Source organism: Achromobacter mucicolens (genome assembly GCF_902859725.1).
In the GTDB taxonomy this organism is placed as follows: Bacteria; Pseudomonadota; Gammaproteobacteria; order Burkholderiales; family Burkholderiaceae_B; genus Achromobacter; species Achromobacter mucicolens.
The window spans coordinates 118390-142778 of the sequence record NZ_CADIJP010000003.1 but is presented as its reverse complement, the minus strand read 5'-3'; the positions used below and the strand labels follow the sequence as shown (position 1 = coordinate 142778).

At 66.7% G+C, this 24389-nt stretch carries 22 protein-coding genes; 4 read left to right on the top strand and 18 right to left on the bottom strand.

Annotation, left to right across the window (positions count from 1 at the left end):
- Nucleotides 1-10 precede the first annotated feature (10 nt).
- From HV786_RS04275 to HV786_RS04255, 5 genes are all read right to left on the bottom strand, one after another.
- Entirely contained in the window at nt 11-820 is an 810-nt protein-coding gene (locus HV786_RS04275; RefSeq protein WP_175210080.1) for an AraC family transcriptional regulator, read from the bottom strand.
- A gap of 74 nt (nt 821-894) precedes the next feature.
- Nucleotides 895-1386 carry a hypothetical protein gene (locus HV786_RS04270; RefSeq protein ID WP_254599438.1) on the bottom strand — a complete coding sequence of 164 codons (492 nt, stop codon included), beginning with the start codon at nt 1384-1386 and terminating at the stop codon, nt 895-897.
- Nucleotides 1383-1931 carry a hypothetical protein gene (locus tag HV786_RS04265; RefSeq protein ID WP_142053641.1) on the bottom strand — a complete coding sequence of 183 codons (549 nt, stop codon included), beginning with the start codon at nt 1929-1931 and terminating at the stop codon, nt 1383-1385. The genes HV786_RS04270 and HV786_RS04265 overlap by 4 nt, the downstream gene beginning before the upstream one ends.
- 105 nt (nt 1932-2036) lie before the next feature.
- Nucleotides 2037-4775, bottom strand: a complete 2739-nt coding sequence (locus HV786_RS04260; RefSeq protein ID WP_128827247.1) for a cation-transporting P-type ATPase — start codon at nt 4773-4775, stop codon at nt 2037-2039.
- 105 nt (nt 4776-4880) lie between these two features.
- A complete protein-coding gene (locus HV786_RS04255; RefSeq protein ID WP_128827248.1) occupies nt 4881-5849 on the bottom strand; it encodes a LysR substrate-binding domain-containing protein in 969 nt (322 codons plus the stop codon).
- Between the two features lie 106 nt (nt 5850-5955).
- On the opposite strand from HV786_RS04255, the gene HV786_RS04250 reads away from it, so the two are divergent.
- Nucleotides 5956-8253: an NADP-dependent malic enzyme gene (locus HV786_RS04250; RefSeq protein ID WP_128827249.1), complete on the top strand. Its 2298-nt coding sequence runs from the start codon at nt 5956-5958 to the stop codon at nt 8251-8253.
- Between the two features lie 99 nt (nt 8254-8352).
- Here the strand turns inward: HV786_RS04250 and HV786_RS04245 are convergent, their stop codons facing one another.
- The 3 genes from HV786_RS04245 to HV786_RS04235 form a co-directional block, all read right to left on the bottom strand.
- Nucleotides 8353-8733 (bottom strand): hypothetical protein, encoded by a 381-nt coding sequence (locus HV786_RS04245; RefSeq protein WP_128827250.1) that lies wholly within the window; start codon nt 8731-8733, stop codon nt 8353-8355.
- Between the two features lie 198 nt (nt 8734-8931).
- Nucleotides 8932-9297 (bottom strand): DUF4148 domain-containing protein, encoded by a 366-nt coding sequence (locus HV786_RS04240; RefSeq protein ID WP_128827251.1) that lies wholly within the window; start codon nt 9295-9297, stop codon nt 8932-8934.
- 377 nt (nt 9298-9674) lie between these two features.
- Nucleotides 9675-9890 carry a SlyX family protein gene (locus HV786_RS04235; RefSeq protein WP_056326323.1) on the bottom strand — a complete coding sequence of 72 codons (216 nt, stop codon included), beginning with the start codon at nt 9888-9890 and terminating at the stop codon, nt 9675-9677.
- A gap of 98 nt (nt 9891-9988) precedes the next feature.
- Between HV786_RS04235 and HV786_RS04230 the strand changes: the two genes are divergently transcribed.
- Nucleotides 9989-12055, top strand: coding sequence for a TonB-dependent receptor (locus HV786_RS04230; RefSeq protein ID WP_128827466.1), 2067 nt, complete (start codon nt 9989-9991; stop codon nt 12053-12055).
- A gap of 41 nt (nt 12056-12096) precedes the next feature.
- Here the strand turns inward: HV786_RS04230 and HV786_RS04225 are convergent, their stop codons facing one another.
- Nucleotides 12097-12726 (bottom strand): nitrogen fixation protein NifQ, encoded by a 630-nt coding sequence (locus HV786_RS04225; protein WP_128827252.1) that lies wholly within the window; start codon nt 12724-12726, stop codon nt 12097-12099.
- A gap of 180 nt (nt 12727-12906) precedes the next feature.
- Between HV786_RS04225 and HV786_RS04220 the strand changes: the two genes are divergently transcribed.
- Nucleotides 12907-15423, top strand: coding sequence for an ankyrin repeat domain-containing protein (locus HV786_RS04220; RefSeq protein ID WP_175210079.1), 2517 nt, complete (start codon nt 12907-12909; stop codon nt 15421-15423).
- A 138-nt stretch (nt 15424-15561) separates the two neighbouring features.
- On the opposite strand, the gene cyoD is transcribed toward HV786_RS04220, so the two are convergent.
- The 9 genes from cyoD to HV786_RS04175 all read right to left on the bottom strand — a co-directional run bounded on the left by cyoD (nt 15562) and on the right by HV786_RS04175 (nt 23367).
- Nucleotides 15562-15912, bottom strand: coding sequence for a cytochrome o ubiquinol oxidase subunit IV (cyoD, locus tag HV786_RS04215; RefSeq protein WP_056326358.1), 351 nt, complete (start codon nt 15910-15912; stop codon nt 15562-15564).
- Nucleotides 15912-16526, bottom strand: coding sequence for a cytochrome o ubiquinol oxidase subunit III (cyoC, locus tag HV786_RS04210; protein WP_056326361.1), 615 nt, complete (start codon nt 16524-16526; stop codon nt 15912-15914). The genes cyoD and cyoC overlap by 1 nt, the downstream gene beginning before the upstream one ends.
- 3 nt (nt 16527-16529) lie before the next feature.
- A complete protein-coding gene (gene cyoB / locus HV786_RS04205) occupies nt 16530-18506 on the bottom strand; it encodes a cytochrome o ubiquinol oxidase subunit I (protein WP_056326363.1) in 1977 nt (658 codons plus the stop codon).
- Nucleotides 18507-18508: 2 nt separating this feature from the next.
- A complete protein-coding gene (cyoA, locus tag HV786_RS04200; protein WP_128827253.1) occupies nt 18509-19417 on the bottom strand; it encodes a ubiquinol oxidase subunit II in 909 nt (302 codons plus the stop codon).
- Nucleotides 19418-19676: 259 nt separating this feature from the next.
- Nucleotides 19677-20228, bottom strand: a complete 552-nt coding sequence (locus tag HV786_RS04195; RefSeq protein WP_062839675.1) for a response regulator transcription factor — start codon at nt 20226-20228, stop codon at nt 19677-19679.
- A gap of 5 nt (nt 20229-20233) precedes the next feature.
- Nucleotides 20234-21439 carry a HAMP domain-containing histidine kinase gene (locus tag HV786_RS04190; protein WP_056326371.1) on the bottom strand — a complete coding sequence of 402 codons (1206 nt, stop codon included), beginning with the start codon at nt 21437-21439 and terminating at the stop codon, nt 20234-20236.
- Between the two features lie 253 nt (nt 21440-21692).
- Complete coding sequence (locus HV786_RS04185; protein ID WP_175210076.1) at nt 21693-22181, bottom strand: copper chaperone PCu(A)C; 489 nt, start codon at nt 22179-22181, stop codon at nt 21693-21695.
- A 22-nt stretch (nt 22182-22203) separates the two neighbouring features.
- Nucleotides 22204-22827 (bottom strand): SCO family protein, encoded by a 624-nt coding sequence (locus HV786_RS04180; RefSeq protein WP_175210074.1) that lies wholly within the window; start codon nt 22825-22827, stop codon nt 22204-22206.
- A 102-nt stretch (nt 22828-22929) separates the two neighbouring features.
- Entirely contained in the window at nt 22930-23367 is a 438-nt protein-coding gene (locus HV786_RS04175) for a DUF2946 family protein (protein WP_175210072.1), read from the bottom strand.
- 244 nt (nt 23368-23611) lie between these two features.
- Between HV786_RS04175 and HV786_RS04170 the strand changes: the two genes are divergently transcribed.
- Nucleotides 23612-24280, top strand: a complete 669-nt coding sequence (locus tag HV786_RS04170) for a peptidoglycan DD-metalloendopeptidase family protein (RefSeq protein WP_175210070.1) — start codon at nt 23612-23614, stop codon at nt 24278-24280.
- Nucleotides 24281-24389: the final 109 nt, after the last annotated feature.

The window sequence follows — 24389 nt, the reverse complement described above, 5'->3', positions numbered from 1 at the left end:
AATTGCAGGGTCAGGCGCCGGCCGCCAAGGCATACCGGCGCGGCGACACGCCATAGGCTCGGGCGAAGGTGCGCGTCATGTGGCTCTGGTCGGCAAACCCGCCCAGCGCGGCCGCGTCGGCCAGGGCCACGCCCTGCCGGATCAGGCGGCGCACCAGCAGCAGGCGGCGCTGCGTCTGGTAGGCATGCGGGGTCAGTCCCGTCGCGCGCGTGAAGGCGCGCAGCACCTGGTAGCGTGAGAGCCCCGCGACGCCAGCCAGGTCGGCCAGCGACAGGGCGGCGGCCGGATCGTCGTCAATCAGCGACAGCGCATGGCGCAAGGACTCGGGCACGCCTTCCCGGCCGGACGCAGACACGGGCGCCCCGCGCGGCCCGCCGGCCTGCGCCAGCACACGCAGCAGCAGCGCCTCGCACGCCAGCGCCGGCGCGCCGGAAGTCACCTGCGCATACAGCGCCAGGACCGCGCGGCCGAGCGCCGGCTGTTCGCGGGCGGGGTGCTCGAATTCGTAGCGCGATGCGCCCGCGATCTCCTGGCTGCAGGCGTGGACCACGTCTGGGTCCAGATACAGCATCTGCCAGGCGCGCGCACCGCCGCCCACGGGCGCGCCATCGTGCACCTCGCCCGGATTGACCGTGATGACGTAGCCCGGTCCGGCTTCGACCTGGCCGCGCCCGCTGTGCGACACCTGCGCGCCCGCGCGCATCACGCCGATGCCGAACTGCTCGTGCGTGTGGCGCGCAAACGCGTGCCCGCTGCAGGCGGAAACGGCCTGCACGCCGGCGATGGCGCTGCGTTGCATGAGGAATTGGCCTGCGGGCATGGGCGAACGGGGGCGGCGATGACGCGGGAGATTCCGGCCAGTATCGCCCGCGGCTTGCGCCGCGATCAAGCGGGCTACTGCAGCCCGTTCCAGCGCGTCACCGAGGGCTCGGCAGCGGCCCACTTCCATTGGCCGTCCGGGCGCTGGCAGATCGTGCTGGCGTAGGCCGGGGAGGCGCCTTCGACCTCGACCGTGAACAGCACTTCGCGGCAATGCGCCAGCGGCGTCTTGATGTCGCGCACCGCCTGGATGCTGCCGCGCTCGTTGCCCACCGGCAGCGTGCGCTTGACCTGCCACTGCCGGACTTCGCCCAGGGGCAGCGCGCCCACCGCGTTGGCCATCACGTTCTGCTGGTCGTTCTTCCACTCGCGCAACACGTATTTCACCGTGGCGTCGACCGCGGCCTGCACCGAAACGCCGATGGCGAAGCCGGCGACGGGATTGGCCGTGGCCGCGCCGCTCAGCGTGCCGACCACCGCGCCCGTGGCCGGACCGATGGACGAACTCTGGCAGCCCGCGAGCGCAAGGCTGGCGGCCAGCGCCAGCATCCCAAGCGCGCGCGTCACTGGAGCGAACCCCAGCGGGCGGTCGCCGGTTCGGCGCTGGCCCAGCGCCAGTGTTCGCCGTCGCGGCAGACGGTCGTGACGTAGAACTCGCGCTCGGGATCGGCGCCGGGCTTGTCGGCAGGGGTGTCCACCGAGAACACCACCTCCTTGCATTGGAGATCGCCGCCGCCGATCAGCCGGCTGACGGTGACCTGGCCCCGCGCGTCGTCTTCGATGGGCAGCTTGTGTTTGACGTTCCAGCTGGCGACCTTGCCCACCGCAAGCGGGCCGGCGGCCTTGGCGATGGCGTCCTGTTCTTCGCCGCGGGTCTGGCGCTGCGCGTAGGCCAGCGCGGCCTTGGCGCCGGCCTGCACGCCCAGGCCGATGCCGGTGGCGACGGTGGCGTTGTCTGTGACTTTATTGGCGATGGCCGTGCCGGCGATACCTGCCGCGGCGCCCGTGCCTTCGCCCAGCATCGAGCTGCAGCCGGAAAGCGCGGTCAGCGCGGCGATGCCCACGGCGGTAAGCGCGCGGCGGCTCGCAAGGATTGGCGAGATGGTGAACACGCTGCGTGCCCTCCTGCGTGAAACTTGGCGGGCGCAAGTATAGGAGCGCCCACGGCCTTGCGGCCGCGGGCTTTACATTTGTTGGCATTTTTGTGGGCGGGCGCCTTACCCTGCCGGACGCTGCGCCAGCGCCACGCGGTCGCGCCGCGCCCGCCACGTGCGCAGCACCAGCTTCTCGGCCTCGACCACGCAGAACAGGATGCCGGCGGCCACCAGCGTCAGCGTCCAGTATTCCGGCGGCAGCGGCACGGTGCGAAAGACACGGTTCATCACGGGCAGGTAGATCAGCGCGCCTTGCAGCACGCCCAGCATGATCGTCACCAGCCACAGCGCCTTGTTGCGGAACATGCTGGGCGTAAGCGGAAAGCGGTCCTGCAGGCGGCAGTTGAACAGGTAGGTCCATTGCGCCGTCACCAGTGTCTGCAGGATGACTGTGCGGATGAAATCCGGATCGCGGCCCGCGGCGATCAGGCTTTTTTCAATGACGAAGGCCGACGCCATGAAAAGCAGCCCCACGAAGGCGATGCGCCAGATGGCGAAGGCGTCCAGGATGGATTTGGCCGGATCGCGCGGCGCGCGCTGCATCACGCCGGGCTCGGCCGGTTCGAACGCCAGGCCGAACGCCAGCGTGATGGAGGTGGCCATGTTCATCCACAGGATCTGCAGCGGCGTCAGCGGCGCCTGCGCGCCCGCCAGCAGCGCCGCGATGACGAGCAGCCCCTGCGCCAGATTGGTCGGGAGGATGAAGAGGATCGTCTTTCTCAGGTTGTCGTAGACGCGGCGCCCTTCGCGCACCGCGTAGGCAATCGAGGCGAAGTTGTCGTCCGCCAGCACCATGTCGGCGGCTTCCTTGGTGACCTCGGTGCCTTTGATGCCCATGGCCACGCCTACGTCAGCCTGCTTGAGCGCGGGGGCGTCGTTGACGCCGTCGCCCGTCATGCCGACCACTTCGCCCATCCCCTGCAACGCGCGCACCAGGCGCAGCTTGTGTTCGGGACTGGTGCGGGCAAAGATGTCGTGGTCGCGCGCCAGCGCAGCCAGCGCTTCGTCGCTGGTCTGCTCCAGCTGCGCGCCGGTCACCGCCTCGCTGACGTGGGTCATGCCCAGCATCGTCCCGATGGCCAGCGCGGTTTCGGGATGGTCTCCGGTGATCATCTTCACGCGGATGCCGGCCTGGTTGCACTGCGCGATGGCCTCGATGGCTTCGGGCCGGGGCGGATCCATGATGCCGGCCACGCCCAGCAGTATCAGGCCGGTCTGGAAATCTGGATGGTTCAGCGCCGTGGCGCCCGCGGCGCCGGGCTTGTAGGCGGCGGCCAACGTGCGCAGGCCCTCGTGCGCAAAGGTCTGCAACCCGCTTTCCCAGTAGTCCAGCCGCAACGGCTGCGGTCCGTCTTCGCCCTGTTCCTGCGCGCACAGCTGAAACAGCACGTCGGGCGCGCCGGTGACGTAGATGACGTTCTGGCCGTGGTCGTCGCACCGGCGCGCCATGTACTTGTAGCCCGAGTCGAACGGCACCTTGCCATGCTTGGCCACGCCATCCAGGCCCTGGCCCGCCTTGGCGGCCAGCACCATCATCGCGCCTTCGGTGGGCCCGCCCACGATGCGCCACTGCCCGTCGGCGTCTTCGTGCAGCTGGCTGTCGTTGCAGATGGCCGCCGCGCGCACGAAACGCGTCAGCGCGTCCTCCTGGCTCCAGTCCACCGGCATGCCGTCGGACTCCCGGGTGACCTCGCCGACCGGGCGGTAGTCGTCGCCCGACACGCGATAGACGCCCTGCGCCAGCAGCACATTCTTGGCGGTCATCTCGTTCATGGTCAGCGTGCCAGTCTTGTCCGAGCAGATCACCGTCATCGCGCCCAGCGTTTCCACGGTCGGCAGCTTGCGGATGATGGCGCGATTGCGCGCCATGCGCTGCACGCCCAGCGACAGGATGATCGAGATGATGGCCGGTAGCCCTTCGGGCACCGAGGCAACCGCGATGCTGATCAGCGACAACAGCAGGTCGGGCAGGGGCATGTCCAGCACGTAGCGGCCCAGCACGAACAGCGCCGCCACCATCACCAGCACCACCTGGAAGATGCGCTTGCCCAGCAGCTGCATCTGCCGCAGCAGCGGCGTCTGCAGCGTCCGCACGTTGCTCATCATCCTGTTGATGTGGCCGATCTCGGTGTCGCTGCCGGTGGCCACGACAATGCCGCGCGCGTTGCCCGCGCTGACGTTCGTGCCCGAGAAGCCCAGATTCAGGCGGTCGCCCAGCGGCGCCTCGCCGGGCAGCGGCGCATCGTGCTTCTCGACGACGGTGGACTCGCCGGTCAGCATCGATTCCTCGACGCGGAAATTGTGGGTGTCAAAGAGCCGCACGTCGGCCGGAATCTTGTCGCCGGGCCGCAGGATCACGATGTCGCCCGGCACCAGGTCGCGGGCGTCGATCTCTTCCTTCTGGCCGTCGCGCACCACGCGGGCGTGGTTCGACAGCATGTTGCGGATGCCGTCCAGCGAGCGTTCGGCGCGGCTTTCCTGCACGTAGCCGATGACGGCGTTGATGACGGCCACGGCTAGGATGACGATCGTGTCCAGCCAATGGGCCATCAGCGCCGTCACCACGGCCGCCGCCAGCAGGATGTAGATCAGCACGTCGTTGAAGTGGCCCAGAAAGCGCAGCCAGGCGCTGCGGCGGGCGGGCGGGGGCAGGGCATTCAGGCCGTGGGTTTCCTGCCTGCGCCGGATCTGGTCCTGCGTCAGGCCGGACGGGCTGGTCACCTGCGCGTCCAGCGTCTCGTCGACGGAGAGCTGGTGCCAGGGGCGAGGAGTTTGCGGAGCCTGCGTGTGCGCCTGCGTCATTGCGACGGCCTCCCGGGAGGACCGGCGCCGTGGCCGGGCCGGGAGTCGGGGGCCGCACGCGTCAGTCCGGCGTCCATGATACGACGGCCAACTGCCCGTGGACGATCACAGCGGCGGGCGGGCGCCCTTCAGATAGACCTCGCGCAAGGCGGCGGCGAAAAGAGCTTCGACGTTGCGCCGCAAGCCATCAGACCGCGTGAAAAGCGAGATCGGCGGCAGCGTCCAATCGAACGAGTACGGCACGATGGCCGCGCCCGCGATGCGGACCAGCTCGTCGGCGATGTCGGCCGGCAGGATCGTGACGGCGCGGTCGCTGGCCACGATCATTTCGCCAATCAGCTTGGACGAGTCGCTTTGCACGGACGGCGGCGGGGGCGCCAGGCCGGCCCGCAGAAAGATGTCGGCCACCTGCTCGCGGATCGGGCTGCCCGGCGTGCCCAGGATCCAGTCCAGGTCGGCCAGCCGGTTCCATTCCAGGCGCGACCGGCCCAGACGCGCGGCCAGCCGGCGGCTGGCGATCAGGCGCGGCTGCTGGTGATACAGGACCTCGAAGCCGATATGGGTCAGGTCCACCGAAGGCGTGGCCCAGCCCACCACCACGTCCAGCGTGTGGTCGCGCAGTTGGCGCAGCAGGGCCGGCCCCTGGCCTTCGTGGATGGTGGCTGTGAGCTGCCGGCCCTGCGGCAGCGTGCGGCCGATGGCCGCCGACAGCATCTGGCCCGACACGAAGGGGATGACGCCGATGTGCAGGTGGGCGGCGTGCCCGGCCGCGACCGTTTCCATTTCCTGCACCAGATGCCCCAGGTCGTGCACAAGCCCGCGGGCGCGCGCCAGCACCACCGCGCCCATCGGCGTGGGCCTCATGCCTCGCACGGAACGGTCGAACAGCGGCACGCCGAACATGCTTTCCAGTTCGGCCAGCGCATTGGTCACGGCGGGCTGGCTGGTGGCCATGTGTTCGGCCACCCGGGTCAGCGACCCGTGCTGCTCGATCTGCAGCAGCAGCATCAGGTGGCGCATCTTCAGGCGCGAGGTCAGTTTCCGGAAAACGGCATCCGGATCAAAGGCTGTCATAGACGAGGCATTAGGGAAACATAATGGGACGATATTAAATCCGAATGAACGCCTTATGCCTTCCGTCCTAGAATTTTGCAAATTCAAGACAGCGAGGCCACAGCCCATGAACAACCCCTCCGACCGCCAGGCAGCCCTGGACTATCACGAGTTCCCCACCCCGGGAAAGATCTCTGTCGTGGCGTCCAAGCCGCTCGTCAACCAGCGCGATCTGGCGCTGGCGTATTCGCCCGGCGTGGCGGCGGCCTGCGAGGAAATCGTGGCCGACCCGGCCAACGTGTACCGCTACACGGCGCGCGGCAACCTGGTGGGCGTCATCACCAACGGCACCGCCGTGCTGGGACTGGGCAACATCGGCGCGCTGGCCTCCAAGCCCGTCATGGAAGGCAAGGCCGTGCTGTTCAAGAAGTTCGCCGGCCTGGATGTCTTTGACATCGAAATCAACGAAACCGACCCGGACAAGCTGGTCGAGATCATTGCCGGCCTGGAAGCCACCTTCGGCGGCATCAACCTTGAAGACATCAAGGCGCCGGAATGCTTCACCGTCGAGCGCAAGCTGCGCGAACGCATGAAGATCCCGGTTTTTCACGATGACCAGCACGGCACCGCCATTACCGTGTCGGCGGCCTTCATCAACGGCCTGAAGGTCGTGGGCAAGGACATCAAGCAGGTCAAGGTGGTCACGTCCGGCGCAGGCGCCGCGGCGTTGGCGTGCCTGGACCTGATGGTGGACCTGGGCCTGCCCCTGGAAAACATCTGGGTCACCGACATCGAGGGCGTGGTCTATGAAGGCCGCACCACGCTGATGGACCCGGACAAGGCGCGTTTTGCGCAAAAGACCGACGCCCGCAAGCTGGCCGAGGTGATCGGCGGCGCGGACGTGTTCCTGGGCCTGTCGGCTGGCGGCGTACTCAAGCCGGAAATGGTGGCCGCCATGGGCCCGCGTCCGCTGATCCTGGCGCTGGCCAACCCCACGCCGGAAATCCTGCCGGAAGTGGCGCACGGCGTGCGCGACGACGTGGTGATGGCCACGGGCCGGTCGGACTACCCGAACCAGGTCAACAACGTGCTGTGCTTCCCGTACATCTTCCGCGGCGCGCTGGACGTGGGCGCCACGACCATCACGCGCGAGATGGAAATGGCGGCGGTGCATGCCATTGCCGACCTGGCCGAAGAAGAGCAGAACGAAGTCGTGGCCGCGGCCTACGGCACGTATGACATCTCGTTCGGCCCTGAATACCTGATCCCCAAGCCGTTCGATCCGCGCCTCATCGTGCGCATCGCGCCCGCCGTGGCCAAGGCCGCGATGGAAGGCGGCGTGGCCACGCGTCCGCTGGCGGACCTGGAAGCCTACGAGGAACAGCTGCAGCAGTTCGTGTATCACTCGGGTGCGTTCATGAAGCCGCTGTTTTCGGCCGCCAAGCGCATCGTGCGTTCGGGCGGAAAGGCGCGCATCGTCTTCACCGAAGGCGAAGACGAACGCGTGCTGCGCGCGGTGCAGGTCATCGTCGACGAAGGCCTGGCGCGTCCCATCCTGGTGGGCCGTCCTGCCGTGCTGCTCTCGCGCATCGAAAAATTCGGCCTGCGCCTGCGCCTGGGCGAGGACGTCGAAGTCACCAACCCCGAATACGACGAGCGCTTCCACCAGTACTGGACGACGTACTGGGAACTGATGAGCCGCCGCGGCATCACCAAGGAAATGGCGCGCGTGGAAATGCGCCGCCGCCTGACGCTGATCGGCGCGATGATGGTGCACCTGGGCGATGCCGACGGCATGGTCTGCGGCACGGTGGGCGCGTACCACGACCACCTGCGCTTCGTGGACGAAGTGATCGGCCGCAGCCCCGGCCACAACGTGTACGCCGCCATGAACATCCTGTTGCTCGACGAGCGCACGGTGGTGCTGGTGGACACGCACGTGAACGACGATCCCACGGCCGAGCAGATCGCCGAATTCACCATCATGGCCGCCCAGGAAATGGCGCGCATGAACCTTGCGCCGAAGGTCGCGCTGCTGTCGCGTTCGAACTTCGGCTCGGGCAGTTCGGCCTCCGGCGAAAAGATGCGCCGCGCGCTGGAACTGGTCCGCGAATCCGCACCCGAACTGGAAATCGACGGCGAAATGCACGGCGACTGCGCGCTGGACGAGGCACTGCGCATGCGCATCCTGCCGTCCTCCACGCTCAAGGGCGAAGCCAACCTGCTGGTGTGCCCGAACGTGGACTCGGGCAACATCGCCTACAACCTGCTCAAGACTGCCGCGGGCGGCAATGTGGCGGTGGGTCCGTTCCTGCTGGGCGCCAATGCCCCCGTGCACATCCTGACCAACAGCTCCACCGTGCGCCGCATCATCAATATGACGGCCATGACCGTGCTGGACGCCAACCGCGTCGAAGGCGCCTGATCGGCCTTCACTGGCCCGCGCGTCTTGCGCGGGCATGACAATGCGCGCCACCCCTTACGGGGCTGGCGCGCATTTTTCTTCGGGGGGGCGCCGGGCGGCCTAGTTGGCGCTGGCCTTCCAAGTGCCGTCGGGCTGTTTGCAGAACCAGAACTGCCACGTTTCCGTGGTGCTGGTCCGCGCAAAGTTGCCCACCAGGAAGCGGCAAACCCGGTCGTTGCCGGCGCGGGTGGTCTGCTTGGGAGTCAGCTGCACCGTGATCGGCGCCGCACGCTTGGGCTGGTGCGCGCTTTTCCATTCGGTGCTCTGGCCGTCGGCCGAGCTGTTCAGCGCTTGCGCCACGGCTTCGTGGAACGAGGCGCGGTCGGCCTTGGGTATCTGGGTGATGAGGGCGTCGTTGAGCATGACGGGCGGGGCGGCAACCGCCACCGACGCCATGCCGCCGGACAGCAGCAACGCGGCAAGAACGCGGGGGTATATCAAGATGGGCTCCCTGGTGTGAACAGCCGGTTTGGCGGTAAGCGAGTCTGCATCATGAATCTGAGCCGATAGTACGCCAAAAAAAGGCCGCCCAACCGGGCGGCCAACATACAACAAGGGGAGGGTAAATCTACGTGCGGCGCAGCGGGCGGGTAAGTTGACGCTTCAGTTGCCGTCCTAGTTGCTGCCTCAGTTGCCGCCTCAGTTGCCGCGATATACGCCCGCGAACGGCATGTCATTCGGTTCCACGTTGGACACCTGGCCCGCGGCTTTCGCGGCGGCCAGTTCGGCCTGGACCTCGGCGCGGGTCTTGCCCGTGTGCGGCGTGCCGTAGACACCCTGGAAGGGCGTGTTGTTAGGTTCAGCGTTGGTGTTGATCCCGGAGGCCTTGGCGGCGGCCTTCGCGGCGGCCAGTTCGGCCTGCACCTGGGCGCGGGTCGGACCTTCGTAGGGGGTGCCATAGACACCCTGGAAGGGCACGTTGTTGGGTTCGATGTTGGGCGAGGCGTAGGCGCCGGCGCTCAGTGCGGCCAGCGAAAACATCACAGCGGTAGCAAGGGTCTTCATGGTAAACCTCCGATTTCTAGAGCCTGGGAGCGAATCCGGCGGCCTTTCCGTCGTGGTTCGTTGCTGTTTCCCGATGGCTGAATCTTGCGCCGATCTAGAATGCGGATAAACCCGGATATCCGTAAAAGATAATTCCATCAATGGAAAATTCTGGCCGTATTTCAGGCTTTGATGCCGCTGATGGAACGTTTGGTCGTGAGATAGTCTTGGCGTCGCCGGCGCGCCCCGGCAGCGTCGACGAGCCGAGGCCACGAACCCGATGGCCCCGCGCAGCGGGCACGATATTCGCTGCGGGCGCGGGGCGCCCCTATGGCGGATGCGCCACTTAGGGGCCCTTGGGTAGGATGACCAGGCTGCAGCGCCTTCAGGCTTCGCAATCAGTAGTGCGGCGGCAGTTCGTCGCGCAGGCTGCGAAAAGGCGCTGCGCCCTCGGGCGCCTGCTGGCGCAGGTCGGCGACCTCGCGCATGAGCCGGTCGATCTGCTGTTGCTGGCGGACGATGATCTGGTTCAACTGCTCCAGAAGATCATCCGAGAAGCTGGCCTTGACCTCCAGGTCCAACAGCCGGCGTTCAATGTCTTGCGTATTTTCCATGGCGGGTATTAGAACCCATTCCCGCCCAGGCACAGGAGAGAAGTTTGGTACAGCGGCAATGGCGGGACAGCGGGACCTGGAGATGGACGGCGGGCACAATACTGGCGCTTGCGCCGGCTGCCACCGCGCTGGCGCAGGCCGACACGCTGGCCCCGGTGGTGGTGACCGGCACACGGCTGGGCACCGAGGTGCTGGAGACGCCAGCTTCGGTCGACGTCGTCCAAGGCAGCGCCATGCGCTGGCAGCAGCCGGGCATCAACCTGTCTGAAGGGCTGGCAAGCGTGCCGGGCCTGCAGATCCAGAACCGTCAGAACTATGCGCAAGACCTGCAGATATCCAGCCGCGGCTTTGGCGCGCGCTCCACGTTTGGCGTGCGGGGCGTGCGCCTGTACGTGGACGGCATCCCCGCGACGATGCCGGATGGTCAGGGGCAGACCTCCAATATCGACATCGGCTCCATCGATCGCGTCGAGGTGCTGCGCGGCCCGTTCTCGGCGCTGTACGGCAACTCTTCCGGGGGCGTCATCCAGGTCTTCACGCAGGACGGCGCCGACCCGCCCGAGATCACCGCCAGCGGCTGGGGCGGCAGCTATGGCACGTGGCGCTATGGCGCGATGGCAAGTGGGGTGTCGGGCACGGGCGCCGGTCAACTGGACTATGTGCTGGACCTGTCGCGCTTCACCACCGACGGCTATCGCGACCACAGCGCCGCCCGCAAGAATCTGAGCAATGCAAAGCTCGGCCTGCAACTGAATGACGACAGCCGCCTGACGCTGGTCGTCAACAGCGTCGACCTGAAGGCGCAGGATCCGCTGGGCCTGACCTACCAGCAGTTCCAGGACGACCCGCGCAGCGCGCCGCTTGCCGAGCAATACAACACGCGCAAGACGGTAAAGCAGACGCAGGGCGGGCTGGTCTTCGACCACCAGGTCGACGGCCGCAACGCGCTGCGCGTGATGGTCTACTACGGCCAGCGCGACACGACGCAGTACCAGTCGATTCCTCCCGCGGTGCAAATCCCAGCCACGCAAGCCGGCGGCGTCATTGATCTCAAGCGCGAATACGGCGGCGCCGACGTGCGCTGGACGTCCGAGCTTGCCCTGGGCGGCCGGGCGCTGACCCTGATCGGCGGCTTTGCCTACGACGCCATGCAGGAAGACCGCAAGGGCTACCAGAACTTCACCGGCGCGGGCCCCAGCCGGCAACTCGGCGTGCAGGGCGCCCTGCGGCGCGACGAGACCAACCGCGTCTACAACGCTGATCCCTATGTGCAGGCCTCCTGGAACTTCGCGGACCGCTGGACGCTGGACGCCGGGCTGCGATACAGCACGGTCCGCTTCGATTCCGACGACCACTACATCACCCCCGGCAACGCCGACGACAGCGGCAGCGCGCGCTACCGCAAGGCCTTGCCCGTCGCCGCGCTGCGCTACGCCTTCAATGACGACGTCAGCGTCTACACCTCATACGGGCGCGGCTTCGAGACGCCGACGCTGAACGAAATCTCGTACCGGCCCGATGGCGACCCGGGCCTGAACTTCGGCTTGATGCCGTCGGTCAGCACCAACCTTGAAGCCGGCATTAAGGCGCGCATGGCAGGCGGCCTGCTGACGGCCGCGGTCTTTCATACCCGCACCGACGACGAGATCGTCTCCGCCGGCAGTTCAGGCGGCCGCACCAGTTACCAGAACGCCGGCCGCACCCGCCGCGATGGGCTGGAACTGAGCTGGTCCGGAGAATTCGCGCAGCACTGGCGCACGCAAGTGGCCTACACGCTGCTCAACGCCCGCTACGCCGACGACGGTTCGGGCAACATCCGCGCCGGCAACAAGATCCCGGGTATCGCACGCCAGGCGGCCTTCGCGTCCCTGGCCTGGGCGCCGCCCGAAGGCTGGCAGGCAGGCGTGGAAGGCCGCTACCTGTCCAAGATCTACGTCAACGACGCCAACAACGCGGACGCACCCGCCTACTTCGTGGCCGCTGCCAGCGTCGGCTACGTGAAGCAGGTAGGCCAGTGGAAACTGAACGCCTACGCCCGCGTCGACAACCTGTTCGGTCGCGACTACGCGGGATCGGTGATCGTCAACGAAGCGAACGGGCGCTACTACGAACCGGCGCCCGGCCGGAATGCCGGCGTTGGGGTGGGGGCGACTTATCGGTTTTGATGCCTGAGGCGCGGCGGGCTGCCGAGCCCCCGCCACGCGTCTTATGCCGCGGCCCGGTAGCAGAACTCGCTGTCCTCGCAGTCGCCGCATCCGGGCGCGGCTGCGGCGGGCAGGCCGGCGTGTTCGCGGGCGGAGTAGGCCAGGAATTTCTTCCAGCGCATGTTGTCCACGTTGCGGCTCACCAGCCCGGGGTAGTGGCGCGCGAGCAGAACGGTGACGTCTTCGCGTCCGGACAGGCCCAGGTCGCGCCACAGATGATCGGGCCGCAGGCAGGCGTGCGCGAGGATGCTGCTGACCCATTGGGACGTCTCGGGGCCGGGCGCGCGGTAGGCGTCCAGCAGCACGCGCATCAGTAGCGTGAACCCGGGTTGCGGATCGCTGGCGCCCTTGCCCGCATAGGCGGCGAACTGTTCGCGCAGCGCGGACAGGGACGTGTCGAATCCGGTCAGGGCGCTGGGGAAAAGATAGTCCAGAAGGTCCTTCAGTTCGGCGGGAGACAAGCCGCTGCGGGCCAGGTCCTCGTGCGCGATGCTGGTGCCCAGGACCGCGGCAAAAAAGCCGGCATCGGGATGGACGGGAGGCGCGTGACGCAACAAGGCGTCGGCAAACCGTTGGGCCCGATCGGCGATGCGGGGGTCGGGAGTAAAGGGCGGCACGGGCTCGGCGTCCATGATGATCTGCTGCGGAAACGGTTTGCTAAGGTGTTAACTAAACGATGTAGGGGCGACTATATAACGAATAGTCGGCGGGTTTGTGCCATCTACGGGTCAATCCCCGTTGGGACATACCCGAGGGTGCCTGGCGGGGACAGGTATCATCGGCATCCCTTTCATTGCCGACGTCTCCTCTACATGCCGCGCCCGTTCCGCCCCGTTGTCACCCGTCTGTTTGGCGCCGTCGCGCTGACGCTGGCCGGCATGGCGGCCGCGCCGCCACCGGCCCTGGCATCCGACATCGGCGCGGTCATCGAATCGATCCGCCTGTCGCGCTATCCGCTGCGCGAACCCGAGCGCCGGGTCTGGGGTACCGAGAACGTCAAGGACGTGGTGCTTGTCGGCCAGATGGAGAACCGCCTGTACCTGTACCGCTATGTGCGCGAGGGGGGCAAGGACTTCCGGCTGGATTTCCGGTCGCAGCCGCTGGTGATCGATCCCGAAGGCTGGACGGTCTCGCGTGAGGAGAACGTGCAGGTCAGGTCGCCGCGCGCAGACGAGGCTTTTTACTGGGTCGGCCTGGCCGATCGCCGCGTCCCGGCCGGCAAGGCCACAGGGTTTCTGGTGGACGGCAAGGGCGAGGCAGCATCCGTGAATGCGGACGTGCAGCTTGCCGTGGTCACGAGCGGCCGGCCGTGGGATGAGGCGCGCCGGGCGCAGGCCATGACGACGCTGCAGGCGGCGCTGCGCGAGTATCCCGCGCGGCTGGACGCGTTTCCCGCGCAGGTGCGCTTCGAGCATCAGACGGCGCCGGATGTGACGGCCACGTTCCGAACCCTGCATCAGGTGGCGCGCGCCATTCCGCGTGCCAAGACGGCCGAGTTCCAGCGGGCGCTGGCCGATCTGCGCCGTTTTGTGATGGCGCAGGATTATCGCGAGATCGATCCGGCCGGCAAGGACGCCGAGATGACGACCGCCTTGAACGACTACGGCTTCTGGCTGGCCGAGTCGGGCGACACGGCGCAGGCGGACCGCATTCTGACCGACGTGCTGCGGCGCGATCCGTCGCGCACCGCCGCCTACCTGAACCGCGCCGATGCACGCTGGAAGCAGCGCGAGACGTCGCGCGAGGAGCGCGCCTACTACGAGTCGCTGGCGCGCGAGGACTACCGGCTGTATTGCACGCGGCGCCTCGCGGCCAAGGAAGCCATTCCCGGCAACGTTGCCGCCCGCATCGGCGCCGCGCTGGAAACCCCGGCGCTTGATGCGAATGCCTGCCGTCCGCGCCTGGCGATCTTTCAGGCGATCCAGGCCGGTGATGTGAACGCGGTGCGCGCCGAGCTTGCCGGCGGTCAGGATCCGAATGGCGTGAACGAACACGGCAGGTCCGCGCTGGCCGTGGCCGTGTCGCGCAAACAGCTCGAGATGGTGCGCGCGCTGCTGGATGCGGGCGCGAAGGCGGATGGCCCTGACAACGGGTTCTCGCTGGTGGCCAGCGCATTGCCCGACGCCAAGGACACCCGCCCTGCCGCAGAGCGCTACGCGCTGGCCGACCTGCTGATCGCCGCGGGCGCGCCGGTGGATGCATTGGACTCCAACGGCACACCGCTGCTGATGCGCCGCATCTCTTACTACAGCGACAGCAAGGACAACCTGGTCTACCTGCTGGAAAAGGGCGCCAATCCGAACGCGCGCGAAAAGAACGGGCGCTCGCTGCTGCACGCGGCGTTGCAAACGCCAAAGAACTTCTGGTTCGCCGAAAAGCTGCTCGCGCGCGGCGCGGACATCAATGCCGCCTATATCCGCATGTACTACGGAAACAGTCCCATGTGGGAAACGCCGCTGCTCTCGGCGTTGCGCGAATTTCCGGGCGGCGACCTGACGCCGGCCGCGACCTACGCCGTCCCCGAGCGCGTGACGTTTGCGCTGGCGCACGGGGCCGATCCCGCAGTGGGTGGCTACGGCGCGACGAAAGAGAAGCCGGACCGCAATGGACTGGACGAGGGCCTGTCGCTGGCGGCCCGCTATCTTCAGCCGGGTCTGATCGATCAATTGGTGCAGGCTGCGCGCCCGCCTCGGGCGCCGCTGTCCACGGAGCCGCTGTCCAGCCTGCTGTCGGTGTGGAACCGCGCGGAGCAACGTGCGGCGGCCGACGGCAACAGCGCGGCGTGGGACGGTCAGCGCACGCGGCTGCGCGCCACCGCTGACCGCCTGGTGGCGGCGGGCGTGCCGCTTGCGGCCGCCGCGGACGCGGCAGGGCCGCTGCGCAACCGGATCGCGCCCCTCGGCCTGCCGTGGCTGCCCGACGATCTGTACGAGGCCTGGTTGAAGGCGGGGGCGGACCCCACGGACCGGAGCGATCCGGACCTGCGGCTGGAAGGCGTTGCCGCGCCGGACGCGCTGCCGTTGGTGACGATGCTGAACCTGGGCAAGGACAACAAGGTGCGCCTGTTGCTGGAATACAGCGGCAGGCCCCGGACGCCGGCGCGTTGCGGCATGGCCGTGGCGGATGTGCTGGCCTGGCAGCTGGGCAATAGCGGTCCGGTGAGCCCGATGGGCGGACGCGCGGTCAAGCAGGTGCTCGAGGCGGCCGCAGGCCCGGCGGGGTGCGACCTGAATCAGGCCGCGCGCGTGCAGCCGTTCGTTGGCGTGACGGCCGCGGAACTGGCGCGTCGCGCCGACGTGACCTTTACGGCGGCCGGCCCGGCGCGCTGACCCACGCGGGCGCGCCGGCAGCGCAGCCCGCTGCCGCCGTGTTGCCCACCACGCGCGGTCGTGGCTTTCATTTGAGCGCAGCAAAAAAAAACAGGCGCCCGAGGGCGCCTGTTCTGCTTGCCTGAACGGCAGGCCGTCTTACATGGCGTGGCCCATGTTGACGTTCATGTTGTACAGCACCCAGGCCGAACCACCGACGATGATGAAGATGATCATCACGGTGAAGACAAACGTGGCCAGGTTGTCGCGGGACGACTTCGATGCGCCCATGTGCAGGAAGTACACCAGCTGGACCAGCAGCTGGAGTATGCACAGCGCCACCACGCCAATGATGGTGGCGGTGTGGGACAGCGCGCCGTGCATCACCAGGCCGAACGAGCCGAAGGTGAGCAGCAGCGAGAGCACGAAACCGATGATGTAGGACTTCAGGCTGCCGTGATCGGCGGCGTGATCGTCGTGGCCGTGTGCGGCCGCAGCGGAGTGCGACATCAGAGGGCTCCCAGGAGGTAGACAAAGGTGAAGACGCAGATCCAGACGATGTCCAGGAAGTGCCAGAACAGGCTCAGGCACGCCAGACGACGCTTGTTGATCGAGTCCAGGCCATGACGGCGGATCATGTCGAGCATGACGATGATCCAGATCAGGCCAAAGGTCACGTGCAGGCCGTGCGTACCGATCAGCGTGAAGAACGCGGACAGGTAGGCGCTGCGGCCCGGACCGGCGCCGATGCTGATCAGGTGATGGAATTCATAGATTTCCATCGCGATGAAGCCCGCGCCGAACAGGAACGTGACCATCAACCAGCCCATGGCACGGCTCTTGTTGTTGGCGTGCACGTTCAGGTTGGCCATGCCGAAGGTGAAGCTGGACACCAGCAGCAACAGCGTTTCGACAAGGACGAAGTTCAGGTCGAACAGTTCCTTGCCGGACGGTCCGCCCGCGGTGGCGTTGGACAACACCGCGAACGTGGCGAACAGCACCGAAAAGATCAGCAAGTCGCTCATCAGATAGACCCAGAAACCGAAAACGGTCTTGGATCCATCGTCGTGATGCGCGTGATCGTCGTGACCCGCGTGGGGGTGAGTGGCTACGGCTTGAATCATGGCTCAGGCGGCCTTCTGCATTTTGTCAAAGTGAGCGTTTTCGATGCGTTCGACTTCCGCGGCCGGGACCCAGTAGTCGACGTCGCGGTCATAGGCGCGAACGATGAACGAACCGATCATGCCCACGAGGCCGGCGATCGACAGCCACCAGATGTGCCAGATCAGCGCAAAGCACATGACCAGGCCAAAGGCGCCAATCCAGACACCGGCGGCGGTGTTCTTCGGCATGTGGATGTCTTCGTACTTGGCCGGGCGCTTGTAGGCCTTGCCGCTTTGCTTGTCTTCCCAGAACTGGTCCAGTTCATCGACGTGAGGAACGTGGGCGAAGTTGTAGAAAGGCGCGGGCGACGAGATCGACCATTCCAGGGTGCGGCCATCCCAGGGATCGCCGGTGACGTCCTGGTTCTGCTTGCGCTGACGCACGGAGACGAACACTTGCTGCAGCAGGAAGAAGATGCCCAGCATGATCAGCGCGGCGCCAGCCAGCGCGACCAGCAGGTACGGCTGCCATTCGGGGTTGTCGTAGTGGTTCAGGCGGCGCGTCATGCCCTTGAAGCCCAGGATGTACAGGGGCATGAAGGCCAGGAAGAAACCGACGAACCAGCAGTAGAACGAGTAGCGGCCCAGACGCTCGTTCAGCGTGAAGCCGAACGCCTTCGGGAACCAGTAGATCATGCCGGCGATGCAGCCGAACACCACGCCACCGATGATGGTGTTGTGGAAGTGCGCGATCAGGAACAGGCTGTTGTGCAGCACGAACGACACGCCGGGGATGGCCAGCATCACGCCGGTCATGCCGCCGATGACGAAGACGATCATGAAGCCCAGCGTCCACAGCACCGGCGTCGTGATGCGCAGGCGGCCGCGGTAGATGGTGAACAGCCAGTTGAAGATCTTCGCCCCGGTCGGGATCGAGATGATCATTGTCGCTATGCCGAAGAAGGCATTGACGTTGGCGCCCGCACCCATGGTGAAGAAGTGGTGCAGCCAGACCAGGAACGACAGCACGCCGATGGCGGCCGTGGCGTAGACCATGGACTTGTAGCCGAACAGCGTCTTGCGGGCGAACGTGGCAACGATTTCCGAATACACGCCGAATGCCGGGAGCACCAGGATGTAGACCTCGGGGTGGCCCCAGATCCAGATCAGGTTCACGTACATCATGACGTTGCCGCCACCGTCGTTCGTGAAGAAGTGCGTGCCCAGGTAGCGGTCCATCGTCAGCAGCGCCAGGGTCGCGGCCAGCACGGGGAAGGCGGCGACGATCAGGACGTTGGTGACCAGCGAGGTCCACGTGAAGATCGGCATCTTCATCAGGGTCATGCCAGGCGCGCGCATGCGCAGGATGGTGACGATGAAGTTGATGCCGCTAAGCGTTGTTCCCAGACCGGAGATCTGCAGCGCCCAGAGGTAGTAATCCACCCCCACGCTTGGACTGTAGTCCAGCCCGGACAGCGGCGGATAGGCGAGCCAGCCGGTCGCGGCGAATTCGCCCACGAACAGCGAGATCATCATCAGCGCGACGCCGGCGCCGAACAGCCAGAAGCTCAGCGAGTTCAGGAACGGGTACGCCACGTCGCGTGCGCCAATCTGCAGCGGCACGACGATGTTCATCAGCCCGGTGATGAAGGGCATCGCCATGAAGAAAATCATGATGACGCCGTGGGCGGTGAAGATCTGGTCGTAGTGGTGCGGGGGCAGGAAGCCGGCCGAGTCTGCTGACGCGACGGCAAGCTGCGTGCGCATCATGATGGCGTCGGCAAAACCGCGCAGCAGCATGATGAGCGCAACGATGATGTACATCACACCGATGCGCTTGTGGTCGACGGTGGTGAGCCATTCCGTCCAGAGGTACTTCCACTTCTTGAAGTAGGTGATGGCGCCGAAGACCGCTAGGCCTCCCAGGCACACGGCGGCCAGCGTAACCATGACGATAGGTTCATGGTACGGAATGGCCTCGAGGGTGAGTTTCCCGAGCATTGTTAGTTGATTCCTGCGATCAGATTATTCGACGTGGAGGTGCACGTGGCGGAGTCCACGCCGGCCATCTTGCTCATCGTGCTGCCCAGAATGAAATCAAACATGGCGGGCGGCGCCGACGAGTACTTCACGACCGGATTGCGCTCGCTGCGCTTGGTCAGTTCCGCGTAGACCTCGGGGGTCAGGGCAGAGGGAGAAGCCTTGGCTTCCTTGATCCAGTTGTCGAATCCTTCCTGCGACATGGCGTGGGCCTTGAAGCGCATGCCCGAGAAACCGCCGCCGCTGTAGTTGGCCGAAATGCCGGCGTAGGTGCCGATTTCGCGCGCATTCAGGTGCAACTTGGTTTCCATGCCGGCCATCGAGTAGATCTGGCTGCCGAGCTGGGGGATGAAGAAGGAATTCATCACCGATGCCGACGTGATCCGGAAGTTGACCGGAACGTCCACGGGGAACGCGATCTCGTTGACCGTGGCGATGTCGTACTCGGGGTAGATGAAGAGCCACTTCCAATCCAGGGAGACCACCTCGATGGTCACCGGCTTGTGTTCGGACACGAGCGGCTTGTAGGGATCCAGCGCGTGCGTGGAGCGCCAGGTGATCACGGCCAGGATCGCCACGATGATGCAGGGGACGGTCCAGACGACGGCTTCGATTGCCGTGGAGTGAGCCCACTTGGGCTGGTAGTCGGCTTTGGTGTTGGAAGCGCGGTACTTCCAAGCAAAAGCCACGATCATGATGAGGACGGGAATGACAACGATGAGCATGAGCCCGGTCGCCGTCAGCAGCAACGTCTTTTCCTGGATGCCGATATCTCCCTTGGGGGAGAGGATTTCCATGTTGCAGCCGCCAAGCAGCATGACCGCGCCGACGCCAAATATGCGCGTAAGGGTCGCAAGGAGGGGGTGTTTCACGTACAGCCTTGGATGGAAAGGTGGGAAATGCTGCAAAGCAGCAGACTGGAATGCTGCTAGGCAGCAACCTCCATCCTATCGGTTTGATTTTGGTCAAGCGTGCGACGAATGGTCGCATTGCCTGGGAGGAATCCGGCTCGAGGGCGGCAGATTCAGGGTTTTCCTAGGGGAGCAGACGCCGCAAGGGGAGGGGGTGGGGTGCGACGATATGTCGCACCTGCACACGGGGGTGTTGTAAAGATGTGTCGCCCCGCAGCATTCAATCCGCGAGGACTTCGCGTTCCGGCCCCGGTTTTTTTGCCAGCTTGCGCTGGAGCGAGCGCCGGTGCATGCCCAGGAGGCGCGCTGCGGCGGAAACGTTGCCGCCGGTCTCGTGCAGCGCCTGATGAATGTGCTCCCATTCTAGGCGGTGCAATGGGGTCATGGTCGTTTCGATCGTAACCGTTTCTGGCTTCACTAGACCCAGCGTGCGCAGGATCATGGGCGCCGTGGCCGGCTTGGGCAGGTAGTCGTCGGCGCCGCGCTTGATGGCTTCCACGGCGGTCGCCACGCTGGCGTAGCCCGTGACCAGCAGGATGCGCATGTCCTCGCGCAGCGCGCGCAGCGGCCGGATCAGGGTCAGGCCGGAGTCTTCGCCCAGGCGCAGGTCGACCAGGGCAAAGGCCGGACGGATTTCTTCGGCCACGCGCAGCGCCTCGGCGATGCCGGTGGCGGTGCGGGTTTCCAGACCGCGGCGCGACAGGCTGCGTTGCAGGGTGCGCACGTAGAGTTCGTCGTCGTCGATCAGCAGGCCAAGATCGTTTGCATTCATCACATTCAGGTCCCGGGGTTGCCGAGAGGTAAATAAAAGCGGATGCGGGTGCCGCCGCCTTCGGCCGCGGTCATGGTCATTTCGCCGCCCAGCTGCTCCACCGTGGCATGCGAGAGGGCCAGGCCCACGCCCAGTCCTCCCGGCTTGCCGCTGTTGAACAGGCTGGTCGCCGGCAGCATGGCGTGGTCGGGATCGAAACCCCGTCCGTAATCGCGGACTTCGCCACGCAGGGCGCCGTAGCCGTATTCCAGGTGCAGGTCCACGCGGGGCGCGTCGGCGGCCTCGCCCGCGTCGGCGGCGTTGTTCAGCAGCGCCTGCAAGAGGTGGGCGATGGCCGGATCGACGCGCAGGCTGGTGGGCAACGTGCCCGAGCGCTGCAGGTCGATGGTCGGGCGGATCAGGCGCCATTGTCCCACCACGCGAACCAGATCCACGGCGGTTGGGACCGCCAGATTGCGGATCCGTTCCCGGCACAGGGCCAGAAGCTGGCTCAGGGTAGTGACGTCGGCCCGCAGGTCTTCGTCGTCCTGGACTTCGGCGGCAATCTCGTCGGTCAGCAGCGTCATGGTGGCCAGCGGCGTGTTCAGCTCGTGCGCCATGGCCGCCGCGTGCGTGGCCAGGGCGACGATGCCCTCGTTGCGGGTGAAGCGTTCGCGCAGGCGAGCAAGCTCGCGCTCACGGGCGCGCATGTCGGCGGCCAGCCGGGTCGAAAACACCAGCACGACCACCACCGAAATCAGGAAATTGGCGCCCAGGCCCCACAGCAGCAGGCTGTGGGGATCGACGTCGCCGCGCAGGGGCTGCCCGAAGATCGCGGCGGCGCCATAGCCCAGCACGCCGGCCAGCGCGGCTGCAAGCGCCCAGTTGCGCGGCAGCGCCAACGCGGCCAGGGCGGTCAGGATCAGGAACATCGTCCCGAACGGGTTGCTGATGCCGCCGCTCCAGCCCACCATCCATGCCAACACGGCCATGTCGACGAACAGGTGGCCGAAGGCGGTGGCGTGGGAGAGGTCGCGCGGGTGGCGCAGGCGCAGGCTGGCGTAGACGTTAAAGCCGATCAACAGGCCCACGCCCAACCACAAAGGTTCCAGCGGCAGATCCAGGCGCAGCAGGCTGCTGGCGAGCAGGATGGTGGCGGCCTGGCCCGCGATGGCGAGCCAGCGCAGGCTGCAGAGGGTACGCAGGAATGAAAAGGCGGAACTACCGGGCATATCCAGATACAGAGGCGCCGGCCAGCCTGCCGGCAGTTACGGGCGCCCGGCTGCGCGGAACGCTGGCATCCTGAGCGCGGCGGCGGTGGCCGGCTGCCGCCTGGCCGGGTGGGCGCGGGCGGCGGATGTGCAGGCATTGTATGGCGAATCGGAGCCAGCCGCCGGGCCATGCCCGGCGTTATGCGTCCCTGATATCACCGGTCTGACTGAATGGCGCCCGTACCGCGATGCGGCACGGGCCACTATATATAGATCAGTGGCCGTGGCTGGCCGCCGGCGCGGCGGTGGCGTTCAGCGGCCGCGCCACGGCGTCCACGGGGATGCGTCGCTGCTGCCTGGCGGCGTCCTCAACGATCAGCGTCAGCGCGACATGGTCGCCGGCCGCGATGGGCTTGGCCAGGTCGATCAGCATCACGTGGTAGCCGCCCGGTTTCAGTTCCACCGCCTTGCCGGCCGGCAGTTCGATGCCCGCCACCTGGCGCATCTTCATGACGTTGTCCTGCATGGCCATTTCGTGCACTTCCACGTGTTTGGCAGCCTGGGACTCCACGCCGACCAGCCGGCCGGATTCGGCGGCGGTCAGGCGCATGAACGCGCCGGTCGCGTGCTGGTTGGGCACCGTGGCGCGCACCCACGCGTCTTCCACGGTCAGTCCGGCGTTCTGAGCCAGCGCCATCGGGCCCAAGCCAGCCAGCGCCAAAGCGAGCGCGGCGGCCACGGGTTTGATCGAGATCTTCTTCATGAGCGTTTCCTTGAATATTGGGTCAGAGGACGGTGCGCAGATCCTGCGCGCAGTCCTGGGCACTTTGTTCGTGGCGCAGGGCGATGCGCAGCTTGCCCTGGGCATCGATGACGTAAGTCAGCGCGGTGTGGTCCATGGTGTAAGAGGATCCCGTGGGGACCTTCTGGAAGAACACCTTGAACGACTGGGCGGCGGCGCGGGTCTGTTCGGCCGTGCCGCGCAGGCCGATGAAGCCGGGATCGAAGGCCTGGGTGTACGCGCGCAGGATCTCGGGCGTATCGCGCTCGGGGTCCACGGTGATGAACAGCACGCGCAGCTTGTCCGCGTCGGCGCCCAGCAGGGACTTGATCTCGACGGCGCGGGTCAGCGCGGTCGGGCAGACGTCCGGGCACTGCGTGAAGCCGAAGAACAGCATGATCGGGTGGCCCTGGTAATCGGCCAGCCGCCGCGTCTGGCCATCGGTGTCCTGCAGCTGGAAGTCGCCGGCGGGCATGCCGGACAGATCCATGCCGTGCAGCGGCGGGGTGTCCTTGCCGCAGCCGGCCAGGGGCAGCAGGGCCAGGGTGGAAAGCAGCAGGCGGCGCCGCGGATCGGGCGCGAGGCCGCGCGGCGCGCCGGCGGGCGCGCGGGTAAACAGCGAATTCATGGGTACCTCTGGATTGACGAGTCGCCACGCAGCCGGGCCGCGCGGCGGGGCAGTCCGTACGCCCAGCGGATGCGCCAGGGGCACGGACGATCCTGGACGGAGTCAGGCCAGCGGGGGTGGGGCGCGCGATCCGAGGGGTGGACCGTGGGCGGGCTGCGCGGGTAGCGCGCGATGGGCGGAGAAGGGCGGGGCGTGCCCGGCTGCCGTCAGCAGCAGCGGCACCATGGGCGGCGCGGTGGCGGGCGTGACGTGGGCGAGCAGTCCGAAGGGACATTGGGCGCCGGTATTGGCGGTGTCGTGCCCGGCCTTGCCGTCTGCGGCGGGCAGCGCCACGCTGATCGCCGGCAAGTTGCCCGCCGCCGAGCAAAAGGTGACTTCCAGGCGGCCGTCATGCAGTGCGCGGGTGTCCGGCATGTAGCCGGCCGGCACCAGCGCGCGCAGCGCCAGGGCCAGCAGCGCCAGCCACAGCACGCCGTCGGCGCGCAGGGCGCGCAGCGTGCAAAGGAGGCGGGTCGGGTAAGACCGGGTCGCGTAAGACATGAGAGGCATTCTATGCCAAGCGGTCCCGATTTCTTGGTACCCTTGAACGCACTTCTTTCCGACACGCGACCCCGTGCCCCAGGTTTCAGAGCTTTCCTTGTCCGTTTCGAGCGTGTCCGTTCCGACCTTGTCCGTTTCGACCGTGTCCGCTTCGACCTTGCCCATTTCCAACTTGTCCAGCAGAGCACCGCTCGCCGGACGGAGGCGTGCCGGGCCTTACACGCGCTTATGGTTGGGTGCGTTGATGGCGGCGCTGCTGGTGCTGCTGACGGCGTGCGGCACGACCAAGGTCCAGCCAGGCTTTTACCGGGTCCAGTCGGGCGACACGCTCTATCAGATTGCGCGCAAGGAAGGCACCACGGTCAGTAATCTGGTCCGGTGGAACAATCTGTCGAACTCCAATACGATCGAAGTCGGCCAGCTGCTGCGGGTCGAGCCGCCCGCGGGGCAGGCGCGCTCCTCGCCGCCCAGCAAGGCCAGCACCAAACCCAAACCCGCGCCGCGCGCCACCACGTCGTCCGGCAAGCGGCGCACGGCGCCGCCCGGCGCGATTTCGCTGGTCTGGCCCGCGCAGGGCAAGGTCACGCGCGGCTACGACGGTTCCGGCTCGAACGGCATCGTCATCAGCAACGCCGCCGGCACGCCGGTTGTCTCGGCGGCCCCGGGCACCGTGGCCTACTCGGGCAGCGGCCTGCGCGGTTACGGGCATCTGGTGATCGTCAAGCACAACGCCAACTTCCTCAGCATCTACGCGCACAACAGCAAGCTGCTGGTCAAGGAAGGCCAGCGCGTGACGCAAGGACAGAAGATCGCCGAGATGGGCAACAGCGACAGCAAGCAGGTCGGGCTGTACTTCGAGCTGCGCTACGACGGCCAGGCGGTCGACCCGGCGGGCTCGCTGCCGCCGAAGTAGCCTGCCATCTGCGCGTTGGGACCGGTGTCTGACACCCGGGAGCTGGCGGTGGCGTGTCGGCTTGCGGCAGGTGTCTGACACCCTGGCGAGATGACCGTCAACTCGCGGC